The organism is Ruegeria sp. BF6, from assembly GCF_056538665.1.
This window is the reverse complement of sequence record NZ_JBQFTN010000001.1, coordinates 1,581,966-1,594,747: the sequence shown is the minus strand read 5'-3', so window position 1 is coordinate 1,594,747 and position 12,782 is coordinate 1,581,966. Positions and strand designations below refer to the sequence as shown.

At 57.1% G+C, this 12,782-nt stretch carries 9 protein-coding genes and 1 tRNA gene; 4 read left to right on the top strand and 6 right to left on the bottom strand.

Annotation, left to right across the window (positions count from 1 at the left end; genetic code table 11):
• Positions 1–149 precede the first annotated feature (149 nt).
• From ACR0IM_RS08065 to ACR0IM_RS08045, 5 genes are all read right to left on the bottom strand, one after another.
• Positions 150–1,706 carry an ATP-binding protein gene (locus tag ACR0IM_RS08065; protein WP_480681410.1) on the bottom strand — a complete coding sequence of 519 codons (1,557 nt, stop codon included), beginning with the start codon at positions 1,704–1,706 and terminating at the stop codon, positions 150–152.
• Complete coding sequence (locus tag ACR0IM_RS08060) at positions 1,700–2,383, bottom strand: response regulator transcription factor (RefSeq protein ID WP_480681409.1); 684 nt, start codon at positions 2,381–2,383, stop codon at positions 1,700–1,702. The genes ACR0IM_RS08065 and ACR0IM_RS08060 overlap by 7 nt, the downstream gene beginning before the upstream one ends.
• Positions 2,384–2,536: 153 nt before the next feature.
• On the bottom strand, positions 2,537–4,621 hold the full coding sequence (locus tag ACR0IM_RS08055) for a VIT and vWA domain-containing protein (RefSeq protein WP_480681408.1): 2,085 nt from the start codon (positions 4,619–4,621) through the stop codon (positions 2,537–2,539).
• Positions 4,618–6,072 (bottom strand): exosortase T, encoded by a 1,455-nt coding sequence (gene xrtT / locus ACR0IM_RS08050; protein WP_480681407.1) that lies wholly within the window; start codon positions 6,070–6,072, stop codon positions 4,618–4,620. The genes ACR0IM_RS08055 and xrtT overlap by 4 nt, the downstream gene beginning before the upstream one ends.
• Positions 6,073–6,792: 720 nt before the next feature.
• Positions 6,793–6,867 (bottom strand) — tRNA-Gln (locus ACR0IM_RS08045).
• A gap of 417 nt (positions 6,868–7,284) precedes the next feature.
• On the opposite strand from ACR0IM_RS08045, the gene ACR0IM_RS08040 reads away from it, so the two are divergent.
• The gene (locus ACR0IM_RS08040; RefSeq protein WP_480641127.1) at positions 7,285–7,788 is read left to right on the top strand and encodes a ferritin; all 504 of its coding nucleotides are present in this window, start codon (positions 7,285–7,287) and stop codon (positions 7,786–7,788) included.
• Positions 7,789–7,826: 38 nt separating this feature from the next.
• Here ACR0IM_RS08040 and ACR0IM_RS08035 read toward each other — a convergent pair whose 3' ends face one another.
• On the bottom strand, positions 7,827–8,315 hold the full coding sequence (locus ACR0IM_RS08035; protein WP_480590549.1) for an SH3 domain-containing protein: 489 nt from the start codon (positions 8,313–8,315) through the stop codon (positions 7,827–7,829).
• A gap of 170 nt (positions 8,316–8,485) precedes the next feature.
• Between ACR0IM_RS08035 and ACR0IM_RS08030 the strand changes: the two genes are divergently transcribed.
• Genes ACR0IM_RS08030 through ACR0IM_RS08020 form a run of 3 tightly spaced genes read left to right on the top strand, consistent with a single transcriptional unit; the run spans position 8,486 to position 12,737 of the window.
• On the top strand, positions 8,486–9,472 hold the full coding sequence (locus ACR0IM_RS08030) for a 2-hydroxyacid dehydrogenase (protein WP_480590524.1): 987 nt from the start codon (positions 8,486–8,488) through the stop codon (positions 9,470–9,472).
• A gap of 46 nt (positions 9,473–9,518) precedes the next feature.
• Complete coding sequence (gene ggt, locus ACR0IM_RS08025) at positions 9,519–11,312, top strand: gamma-glutamyltransferase (protein ID WP_480681406.1); 1,794 nt, start codon at positions 9,519–9,521, stop codon at positions 11,310–11,312.
• A 12-nt stretch (positions 11,313–11,324) separates the two neighbouring features.
• On the top strand, positions 11,325–12,737 hold the full coding sequence (locus ACR0IM_RS08020; RefSeq protein ID WP_480641124.1) for an FAD-binding oxidoreductase: 1,413 nt from the start codon (positions 11,325–11,327) through the stop codon (positions 12,735–12,737).
• Positions 12,738–12,782: the final 45 nt, after the last annotated feature.

Sequence of the window (12,782 nt, the reverse complement as noted above, 5' to 3'; positions counted from 1 at the left end):
TTTTGGACGTTAGGGAACTCGTCGGTCATATGATTTGCGGGGGATTTGGGCGGAAAGTGGTCGTTCGATTTGCTTGCGAAGGAACGTGCAACGAGTGTTGAAAGCGGACACTGGCTCAGAGTTGCCCGTACTTTGTGCTTTCAACAAACTCAAAACCTGATCCGAAAACTGGTGCCGTGCTTTGGCGCCATTGCCTCGATCTCCGCATTGGCTTGGTTCAACACAGCGGCAACAATGGATAAGCCCAGCCCTGTGCCGCCTTGATCCCGTCTGGTCGTGAAGAATGGGTCTGTGATGCGAGAGCTATTTCGCGGGGAAATTCCCGTGCCGTTGTCGGCGACAATTAAGCTGTTCGAAGCCGCTTCGTAAGATATATCGACACGCGTGGCCCCGTGCTGGAACGCGTTTTGCAAGAGATGATGTAGAACAATTTGCCCCTGATCTTTGGACAATGGCAGGTGCATGTCGGACGGCGCGTGACACTCGATGATTTGTTCCGAGAACGAGGCTGACGCAGCTTGGACAATATCCCCCAGCGACGTTGGGCTTGGGTCTGTTTGAACGCTGGCCCGGGCCAATTCGCGAAGACGACCCAGCAGAGCATTCATGCGCAGACCTTCTTCCTGAATGTTATGAACCAGTTTCTGATTGCGATTTCCGGATACGGCTGAAGGCCCGTCCAATAGCAGCTCTGCCGCACCCAAAATTGCAGTGACCGGTGATTTCAGTTCATGCGTGACATGGCTTGTATACGTCTCGATTGCAGTGGACCGCTCCGACAAGTTTGCAGCCATCGAAACAACATTGTTACCCAAATCCGCCAGTTCCCGCACGCCATAGTGCTTCACGGGATCGGGCGTCGGTTTCAACCCACTTGCGACATCCCGACTTTGATTGCTGAGAGCGCGAATTGGCTTTGAGATCAGCCGCCACATCATCCAACCGACCCCAATCGCGGACATCAGCATGAACGCCGCGACAGAGCCCAATGTGAACCGCTCTTGAAACAGGAACTTTCTAAGATCCATAGGCGTGCGCGAAATATAAACGACGCCGATGACCCTTTCGCCCAAGACCACCGGATGGGCGACAAACACACGGTAGGACGTATCTCGGCTGATCGAGTTCAGAAGGTGGCGCCGGGAAGGGTCATCTCGATGCCGCAGCACTGAAACGGTTTCTCCCTGAAGGGCCTGCGCGACTTCTTGGACTTGCAGAAAAGACCCGCTGACTGATCCGCTGCTGGCAACGACCTGCCCGGAGTGATCCAGTAAGACATACCCTGACAGTGTAGTTTTCTTTGCCGAAGTTGCCAGCTGTGACAACGTTTGAGAGATCGCCGCGTACGGCGCATCCAGAGGTTTATCACTGGAAACCGGGTCGGGACGGGGCGGTGAGACCTCACCACGAAGCAAATCCAAACTGGGCGGGATGGGATGAAAATCCTGTTTCAAGCGTTCGCTTTGCTCGGGAGACAAGACGTGGCCCACATAGGGCGTGGACTGCAGTTCGGAGAAAGCCGCAGCATACACCTCGGCAAAGATAACCGCTTGAGAAAGCAGACTGCGTTCGGTTTCACGCGCAAACTGGTTGCTGGACAGGCGGGCACCCAGAACGCCGATGATTGGAAGCGTCACCAAGGCAATGCAGACCAGCGCAATCACCAAAGCAAGCGACGGCCGCCATTTCTGCTTGATTGTCAGCACTGACAAACACCCAGTTTCACCCCAACACCATGCACGGTTTGAATCAAATCGGGATAGCCCAAAACGCGCGCCTTCTGACGGATATTGCGCACATGGCTATCGATCGTGCGACCGGAAAGATATGTGTTGTGACCATAGACCAGATCGATCAGTTGCGCGCGCGCGTAGACGCGGCTTGGCGTTTTGGCGAGGACCGACAGCACCGAAAACTCGATCCCGGTGAGCTGAATCTCTGCATCCGCGAGGGTGCAGCGATGTGCGCTATGATCCAGCCGCAAATCCTGAAACACCGTCACGTCGTCCGGCGAATTTGCATCTGCCGAGCGGGCAAGGATAGCCTTGATCCGCAATACCAGCTCACGCGGACTGAAGGGCTTTGTGACATAGTCATCGCCACCAAGTTGAAACCCCAGGATGCGGTCAATCTCATCATCCCGTGCTGTCAGAAACAGGATCGGCACAGTTGAGGTTTTACGCAGCTCTTTGCAGGCTTCCAAGCCGTCCATTTCGGGCATTCCGATATCTAAAACAACCAAGTCGGCCGGGGTTTTGTAAAACAGGTCTAGCGCATCCTGACCGGTGCCAGCCTCGGTTGTTCGAAAGCCGGAATCTTCCAGCGCAAAGCGTACGACATCGCGGATACGAGCATCGTCATCTACGATTAGGATGTTGTTCAAGATATGCGTCCGCCATCGAAGTTTCACCGAAGTCACGATCAGAGATCACACTGCCATTGGCCGGGTCAAGTGGAGCTTGCACCTGCGGTCTGCGCCACTTGAAATCATCCTCCAGCCACCATGCATCTGTGCGCAGTTTGTAAGGAACGTTCCTCACGCCGAAACCCTCCGACTTCGGGTCAGACGCAGCGCACCTAAAGCCGCCAGGATGATCAACCCAAAAACCGTTTGAGGCTCGGGTGTCGACGATCCACTGAACGCGGTTTTGGGATAAGCGCCGGCCCCCACGTCCGTCACCTGCGGTAAAGCCACCGGAGTGGTACCTGTTGGAACGTCGCCGGTGTTTACAACCATTTTTGACACTGCAACAAAAGAGGTGAACTGCGTCTGAAGATTGAACCTCAGCCCAAGATCAGTGATCTGCGCCTCAAGTTCCTTGGGATCCCCGGCCCGCACCGCCATGGCGCGGTCGAGACCCGCGATTTTGGTTCGAGCCCAGGTCAGAGGGATCGCAGCGCCCTGGTGCTTAACACTCTCTGGATCGGATTCGGAAGGCAGGATAGGCGACAGGGGCATTTGTGCTTTTCTACCCTGGACCAAACCATTGATCTTAATGTCGGCAGGCCCGCCGCCTTCGTACCGAGCAAGAACCCGGATTGAGCCGCCGTCGAACAGGTCAGGGATATGTTGGGGCACCACTTCGCTGACATTCAAGCCGCCCCAATCAATTGATATATCCGTCAACACAGGCGATTTCAGATCGCGGGCCAGCGTGTCGGCAACATCCGAGGCGCGTTGGGTCGGATCAACATAGCGCGCATAGCCACGGCCTTCTTCGGCCATCGCGTCCAGAAGATAGCGATTTACAGCAGTGCCCACCCCAAACGCATAGATACGTGCATCGCCGATTTGCCGCCGGATCGTGCGCAGAACGCGCGCTTCCTGACCGATATAGCCGTCGCTGAGGAAGACGACGATGCGCAATGTGTTCTCAGGTTGCCGGGTTGCAAAGGCGTGACGGATCGCATTGTCGATTTCTGTTCCACCGCCGGCCCGAAGGCTACGCACATAGCGCAAACCAGATTCAAGGTTTGCCCGCGTGGCAGGAACGGCCTGGGATGCGAATTCGGTCGCGTCCGATGAAAACCGGATTACGCGGAAATAATCCTCGGGGCGCAGGCCCTGCAAAGCGGCCTCCATAAACCGTTTGCTGGCATCCATCGGCTCTCCGCCCATTGATCCCGAGGTGTCCAGCACAAATACCAGCTCTCGTGGGGTGATCTGATCCGATTGTGGAATCTTTGGAGGTTCAACCAGCAAGGATACAAAGCCGCCCCGTTCATCATGATGGGCCAACACTCCAGCCGTCGTCTCATCGCCACCAAGCTCATAGCGCAGAACCAGATCGCGGTTATCGATCACCCGCCCGTCCTGAAAGGTCGCGCTGATCACCCCTTCAGACTGCTTGACTTGCAGATTATGCGTTGCGCTTGTCAGATTTGAAACGGGAACAGCACCACGCAGGTTCAGGTCCAACGAGACCCGTGCGGGTTCAATTGTATCAGGGTTTGTTAGGAGCGGAACCAGAGGGTATTGCGGTAGCTCGGAAACAGTCCAACCATCGACCTCGGTTACGGCTGAGGTGGCCGGTTTTTCTTCATTGAAATCAGCTAACACTACGCCCTCGGACGTCAGGTCAAAATCCATCGCCCCTTGATAGCGCGGCCCGACGATCAGAGGGAGTACCAGCTCATAAGCCTCGTCGACCTTAGGGACGGCCTGCACATAGTTAAGCGTTACCGTAATCGGTTGCCCCGGCATCAGGTTGGCAACGTTCTGGGTGAACATGTTGGGACGATGCTGGGTCAAAAGTGCCGCGGCATTGCCCTCTTGCTTTGCGGTCTCAAAGGTCTGCTCGGCCTGCTGCTTTTGTTGAATCTGCGCCTCAATCACTTCGTCGCCTATTTGCATCTGCATCGCGTAAACGGCGGCTTTTTGGTTGAGTGGGAATAGATATTCCGCCGACATCGGATCATCCGATGGATTCACGAACACCTGTCGCACCTGAACGGTTGCCGTATCGCCCTGAATATCAACGGAAAGGTCCGAATTCAGCAGTGGCAGGTCCAGTTGACCAGCTGCTCCGCTGCCGACCAACCGACCTGCAATGGCGTCTTCGGGCTGAGCGTATACGGCTCCAGGCAGCAACAGAAAGAGAAAAGCAAAATGGCGTATCATATGTCCGTTCCTTTGAAAGTGTGAATGTCGAGGGCTGCAATCACGGCTGCGTCCAGTTGGGCCTGTAGTGCGGTGTCCAAAGCCCATGGGGTGATTCTTTGCACGCTGCTCCAGGTGCCGCCGGAGCCATTTAGCCAGCGCCAGATCGCTTCACCGACGCTGGGTGTCACGTGCCCGTTTTGCGAGACGTAGCTAACCGCAACCATCCATTGATCCCCGGCAGGGCCGGTGGCTCGGTAAAAAGCGCTGGGAACACCGTCGTAGCGTGTGCCCAGAAACCGAACCTTATAGCCGAGACCCCGCAGACAGATTTCAGGGGCATGCAGATGCCGTAGCGGCGCGCGCGTGCTAACCACATTCAACCCCAAGGGGCCAAACTGTGCTTTCTGCGCCTGCCCGCCATAGGCTTCGAAGTAATGCGCCTCCATCGCAGTGAGAGGTACGTTTTGCACCAGGTGTCCGTGAATCTGCGTGGGCAGGTTCGGCGTCACAACGCTGCCCGAAACATCCACCGGTTTTGCCTTGAGCGACACAATGGCAATGCTGCCTGTCAGGCAAGCAATCCCCGCCAACACCTTGATGGGTTTCGGCAGGATGATCCGGTCGGTCTGTGGGCGGCTTTTACGCGGGCTCGTGTCGCGGGGCCTATAAAACAGGGCAAAGGGCGTCACTGTCAGGGCCAGCGTCACCAACCCAATAAGGCTGTGCCAGGGCTCGGCCATGACATCCAGATCATGTGCAAGGCCAATCGCCAAAATCGAAATGCGCAGGCTGTTACCCAAGACCGCACACCCGGTCACGGCCAACAGGCTGAAGCCGCCGAAATACCACCTTGGCCGCAGAACCGCGTTTTGGGTGACCACAAATGCCAGCGACAACAAAAGCCCAGACGCGCCGGAACAGGGTAAGTCCACCAGAATGTCCCTTTGTTCCAAGGTGATGCGCACGCCGTCGCAAACGACATTCGAGAACAATGCGCTCAGCACGTGACAGGACAATTCCGCCGAAACCATCTGCAACGGAAACCCAAGCGTACGCTGCAAGATTATTTCGGTCGGCAAGGAAAACAGGAACAATGCAGCCATCCAGAATGGCGACAGCGCGAAGGGGCGCCGATGCATCTGCAACAATCCAACCAGCGCGAAAACATCCAATGCAAGGGCGAAAGCGCTCAGAATATTGATCGCCAAAACCTGCCCCAAAAAACGGATCCAAGCCGCCAATAGCAGCAAGGCAACTGCAGGTGTCTGAGAGCGCGCGCCTTTCGGACGACCGCTCAGCAAGCTCATCCCGGCAAGACCAAAGATCAGCAGGACATAGACATAACCGTACGAGCCGTACGCCGGGCTAAGCCAACTTCGAACAAGCCATTGTAAAGGCTGCGCGGCAAGAATTGCGGAAGCAATCGCAAAGGCGCAGCATACCAATGTATCTGTGGTCAAATGTTTCATGCCGCCAGATGTGAATGGCGAATGCGCATTTCCTCTGCCCAATATGTGCAGATTTTGATGAGATACTCTTAGCCGAGGCTCTCGTCGTTATTCTCAGTCTTCTTTTAACTGCTGGTAGCGATGGGCTCGCTCAGCGGCTTTCGAGCCGTGTAGCATTAAGTCTCTAAGATACGTTTAAGTTTCGCGCGATCGACTGTAGAGGTATGGCGCTCATCCATAGAGGTTTTATCCATCGAAACCACATTTGGAACGCCAAAACCGAGCGCAGATTAACTCCAATCCTTGAAGTGATCCGGGGATCCTTGGACGCAAAGTGTGGGGCTTGCTTTCGTATTTATAATCGCGCATCGATCCACGCCCGGGCTTTGCTGTGTCGCGACTTCGAGCGTCAGCAAGGCGGGCACGTTTTTCTAGTAGTGGGAGCAAATCATTTGCTTCTATTTAGACGCATCGCGCGGCATCTCGGAAATCCGCCATTTCGATTTCGTCACGCTTCGTTGGAATCGGGCGATCCTTAACGAAGGGACCGTTGCCATGCCTCTTCCCGTGATCCGCTGTCATTCTACCGGCACTGATGTTGGGCACACGGTTGTAGAACTTACATGTTTGCAGGCCCCAAAAGCGAGAATTTACCACAAAAAAACGTGGTAAATGGCATAACTGGACGAACGCTAAGCAAGGCGAGGTTTCAGAAAAAATGTTGATAATATATGGAAAAGTTGGCTGGGGTGGTAGGATTCGAACCTACGATACACGGTACCAAAAACCGCTGCCTTACCACTTGGCTACACCCCAACGGTGAGCGGCTATCTACGATTGTTGTTCGGAGGGTTCAAGAGGCTTTGAACGAAAAACTTTGGCTTTGAGCAAAATTTATTTGGCCCGCGTTCCTGATGGCTCAGGTTCGGATTTTATGTCGATCAGCCAGTTGAGCGATAAGGTGTTCCATGGGCAAGAGCGGTCGAAACTGCGCAAGGCCTTGGCTGGGAAGGGCGCTGCATCAACCGTTTGTTTTTGTCGATTGCCAGTAGCTTAGTGGGCGACTGAATTGGGGCGCAGAAACCCGTGGGTGTTGCAAGTGCCTTTCACTTGCAAATCATCCCGGTAAAATATTGAAATATATCTAAAAAATCATGTGGTACTGGTTGCGCCGGTTCGCTGGAGAAAATATCTGTATGTTTGCCCCGGCAAACCGTGACACAGGAGATGAAGATGAAGTTAAACCCGAATGTCGCAGAAGCGTTGAATCGTCAGATCAACAATGAACTTCACGCTTCCTACACGTATCTCGCCATGGCCGCTTATTTCGAATCCGAGGACCTGCCCGGATTTGCGCAGTGGTTTCGTGGGCACTCGGTCGAAGAGAGCGGGCATGCCATGCGCATCTTCGACTTTTTGGCCCAGCGTGGCGGAAGAATCGAAATTGATGGGATCGCCAAACCAAAAACCGAATACGTCTCGCCTGTCGAGGCGCTGGAACACGCCCTTGCAAATGAGGTAACGGTGACCGGGCAGATCAACGCGCTGTTTGAGCTGGCGCATGAGGTCAAGGAATACAGCACTCAGAACATGCTGAACTGGTTCCTGGCGGAACAGAACGAGGAAGAGGATCTGTTCGGCAGAATCCTCGACCAGACCAAAGCGGCCAACGGGGATCGCTGGAATCTGCTGTTGTTGGATAAGGAAATGGGCACGCGCACTGCCGAGACCGCATAGCAGTCGTATTGTTCAGGCGGGGCGGGAATATCGCCCCGCTATTCGCGAATCTCGGATGGATCGACGCCCCAGAGGTTCGACTTCTGTGTCCAACCGCGATAGCCACCAGCAGAGACGTGGCACCAGTCTAGACTGCAACTGCCCAGGCGCGCTACTACGCCAGATTCGAATTTCGCGCTGACCTGAGAATTGGAGTCAGGGCTGGTGTGAACGGGCAGCAACTCGGATTCGATTAGCACGGTACGCATGCCAGACAGCAGGGCATAGTGAACCCAACCACCAGCGCCGTCGCGGTCCTGAACCCTGCGCCAGTTGCCGTATTCGGCCGTAATCTGCAACGGCATTCCGCGCCGTTTGAATACCCAGTCGATTCGATGCGTCAGCGAGGGGCCTCGGCGGACGTTGCCCTCGGCGGCCTTCATCGAAACATATCGCGGCAGGGGCAGGTTGGTGACAGGGCCACGTTTGTCCTGTGCGCTGGCGGTCAGAGTGCTCAGCACAACCAGAAATGCGGACGTGACCACCAGAAGGCGGTGTTTTACTGGTAGAAAACCACTCACTGACTGTCTGCTCTTGTGCCTGTTGATCGGGTTTCGAAAAAAGGTCGTCTCAATGCATTGGGGTTCTTGTGCCCCGCCTTATCCTGCGCCACGATGCCATGGCGCGCGAAGATTTGCAAAGCGATGGGAGGGCGAAAGTGCCAAGAGAACGTCTGAGTGTTGTCGTTACGCGACGGTTGCCCGAGGCGGTGGAAACCAGGCTGAGCGAGTTGTTCGATGTGCAGTTGCGCGACGATGACACGCCCATGACGCGGGAAGAGCTGGTCGCAGCGGTGCAAAGTGCGGATGTCTTAGTGCCCACGGTGACGGATACCATCGATGGTGGGTTGCTCGGTCAGGCAGGTGAAAAGTTGCGCCTGATCGCCAATTATGGGGCCGGGGTCGACAATATCGATGTGGCCACAGCCCGGCAGCGGGGCATTCTGGTGTCGAACACGCCGGGCGTGCTGACTGATGATACCGCAGACATGACCATGGCGCTGATCCTGTCGGTGACCCGACGGATTCCCGAGGGGTTGACGGTCATGCAGAAAGGCGACTGGTCGGGCTGGGCCCCGACCGCGTTTCTGGGTGGCCGCATCGGCGGGCGCCGCCTTGGTATTCTGGGCATGGGGCGGATCGGTCAGGCGGTGGCCCGCCGCGCCTCGGCATTCGGGATGCAGGTGCATTATCACAACCGTCGTCGCTTGCGTCCCGAGGTCGAACAGGAGCTTGAGGCGACATATTGGGAAAGCCTCGACCAGATGGTGGCGCGAATGGATGTGATCTCCATCCATTGCCCGTCTACTCCGTCGACCTTTCACCTGATGAACGCGCGGCGGTTGAAGCTGTTGAAACCATCGGCCGTCATCGTGAACACGTCGCGGGGCGAGGTGATTGATGAAAACGCGCTGACCCGTCAGGTTCGCTCGGGTGAGATCGCCGGAGCCGGGCTGGACGTTTATGAACACGGTACGCAAGTGAACCCGCGCCTGCGACAATTGCCGAACGTCGTCCTGCTGCCTCATATGGGATCGGCCACGCTGGAAGGGCGGATCGAGATGGGTGAGAAGGTCATCATCAATATCAAGACCTTCGAAGACGGGCACCGCCCACCGGATCAGGTTGTGCCTTCCATGTTGTAACGCGTTTGCGCCGCAGGGACGACAAACGGATTTTCAGGAGGATACGATGAAACGAAATCTGATTTCGGGATTGTTTTTGACGGCGTTGATGCTGAGCAGCGCGTCTATTGCGCAAGAGACAGCGGATACAGTGGCCCCCGAGGCGGCCTCTGACGGGCAGGTTCAGGGCCTGACGGACGAGGTCATCGCCGCGCTTGAGGCCAAGATGGCTGGTCAGCCGGTAACGTCGCAGAACTGGATGGTTGCCGCCGCGAACCCTCTGGCTGTCGAAGCCGGGGCCAAGGTGCTGCGGGCCGGTGGGTCTGCCGCTGATGCGATGGTTGCCGTGCAGGTTTTGCTGGGGTTGGTCGAGCCGCAATCCTCGGGTCTTGGCGGCGGGGCTTTTCTGGTCTGGTATGACGCAGCAACCGGCAAGCTGACCACGCTGGACGGGCGGGAGACGGCTCCGCTTGAGGCAAACCACCGTCTGTTTCATGACGAAAACGGCGATCCACTGAAATTCTACGACGCCGTGGTTGGCGGTCTTTCGGTTGGCACGCCGGGTACGCCCGCATTGTTGGAAGAGGCGCACCGGCGTTGGGGGCGAAGCCCGTGGCCCAGCCTGTTTCAGGATGGCATAACACTGGCCGCTGAGGGGTTCCTTGTATCTCCACGCCTGGCCACGTTGGTCGAAGCGGACGCCGAGCGCCTGTCGCGTTTTCCTGCAACGGCTGAATATTTCCTGCCGGGCGGAGAGCCCTTGCAACAGGGCCAACGGTTGATGAACCCGGACTATGCCGAAACGCTGCGGGTTCTGGCCAGCGAAGGTTCTGCCGGGTTTTATGGTGGTGAGATCGCGGCAGGGATTGTCAGCACCATTCGCAATGCACCGGGTAACCCCGGGGTTTTATCCGGTGTTGATCTGGCGTTGTATCAGGTGATCGAGCGCGAGCCCGTCTGCGCCACCTATCGCGCCTATGAGGTCTGCGGCATGGGTCCGCCCTCTTCGGGTGCGTTGACGGTCGGTCAGATACTGGGAATGCTTGAAGGGTATGATCTGGCGGCGATGGGGCCGGAGGACGTACATACATGGCGTCTGATTGGCGACGCCTCGCGTTTGGCCTTTGCCGATCGCGGGCGTTACATGGCTGATCACGATTATGTCCCGATGCCGACAAAGGGCCTGGTCCATCCCGACTACCTCTCTGAACGCGGAACATTGCTGAACGGTGAGAGGGCGCTGCCCGAGGTTGCGCCGGGCAATCCTGAATTCGACCACGCGTCGAACTGGGCGGACGACGTGTCGCTGGAACTGCCCTCGACCTCGCACATTTCGATCGTCGATCAGTATGGCAACGTGCTGTCGATGACCACGACGATCGAGAACGGGTTCGGCTCGCGGCTGATGACCAACGGGTTCCTCTTGAACAACGAACTGACCGATTTCTCGTTCAAGACCCACAGCGATGGTGTCCCGATTGCCAACCGGCTGGAACCGGGCAAGCGTCCACGTTCGTCCATGAGCCCGACTATCGTGATGCAGGACGGTGCACCGGTTCTGGCGATTGGTTCGCCCGGTGGCAGCCGGATCATTGGCTACGTGGCCAAGTCGATCATCGCCTGGGCCGATTGGGATATGGATGTGCAACAGGCGCTGTCACTACCGCATCTGGTCAACCGCTTTGGTACCTATGATGTGGAACAGGGCACAGCCGCCGAAGGCTATGCCGATGCGCTGATCGAGTTGGGGTTCGAGGTCAACCCGCGCGACCTGACATCGGGCCTGCACGCAATTGAAATCGGAGATGTTCTGATCGGTGGCGCCGACCCGCGCCGCGAAGGCATCGCGCTGGGCGAATAAGAGAGGTTCTTCATGGTGCAGGCAGTAACGTTGCCCCGAAACGAGGCCGGGATTGAAACAGCTGTCGGCATCCTGAAGCAGAAATTCGGTGATCGTCTGCAAACCGGTCAGGCGATCCGCGAACAGCACGGTCACACGACCACATGGATCGAAAACCAGTCTCCGGACGCGGTGGTGTACCCTCACACAACCGAGGAAGTGTCCGAAATCGTTAAGACCTGCGCCCTGCACAAGGTGCCGGTGATCCCCTTTGGGACCGGTACATCGCTGGAGGGGCATGTGAACGCCCCGGCCGGTGGTATCTCGGTGGACCTGACCCAGATGAACAAGGTGCTGGCCGTCCATGCGGGCGATCTGGATTGCGTTGTTCAGCCCGGTGTCACGCGCGAGGACCTGAACACCCATCTACGCGATCAGGGCCTATTCTTTCCCATCGATCCCGGTGCCAATGCCTCACTGGGCGGGATGGCGGCGACGCGGGCCTCGGGTACCAATGCGGTGCGCTATGGCACGATGAAGGACAACATCCTCAGTCTGGAAGCGGTGATGCCGGACGGGCAGATCATCCGTACCGGGCACCGGGCCAAGAAATCGTCGGCCGGCTACGATCTGACGCGTCTTCTGGTCGGGGCCGAGGGCACGCTGGGTATCATCACCGAGCTGACCTTACGCCTGCAGGGCATCCCCGAGGCGATCACCTCAGCTCGCTGTTCCTTTCCTACGGTCGACGCCGCCTGTCAGGCGGTGATGATGACGATCCAGTTTGGCGTGCCCGTGGCGCGGATCGAACTGCTGGATGAACTGTCGGTCAAGGCTGCCAACGCCTATTCCGGGCTGGACCTGCCGGAAACACCACTGTTGCTATTGGAATTCCACGGGTCCGATGCCGGTGCGGTTGAGCAGGCCGAGACATTTGGTCAGATCGCCGAGGAGTTCGGTGGTGCGGATTTCGCCGCGACTTCGACCACCGAAGAACGCAACAAACTGTGGCAGGCGCGGCACGACATGTACTGGGCAAGCTTGCAACTGCGTCCCGGTGCGCGGGGCATTTCCACCGATGTCTGCGTTCCCATCTCGCGTTTGGCGGAGTGCGTTGCCGCCGCCCAACAAAAGGCGCAGGATCTTGGCTTGCTGGCTCCGATTGTCGGGCATGTGGGAGACGGGAACTTTCACACTCTGCTGCTGATAGACATGGAGAACGCGGACGAGGTCGCCAAGGCCGATGGCTTTGTCGGCTGGCTGAACGATCTGGCGATCTCGATGGAGGGGACTTGTACCGGCGAACACGGAATCGGGCAGGGTAAACGGCCCTACCTGGTTAAGGAACTGGGCCCGGCGGTCACCTATATGGCGGCGATAAAAATGGCGCTGGATCCGGATAATATCATGAATCCGGGTAAAATTTTGCTGTCCACAGAGTGTTGATACGCACTAGTTTTCCGGCGCTACAGCCATAAGACCGCCCCAATT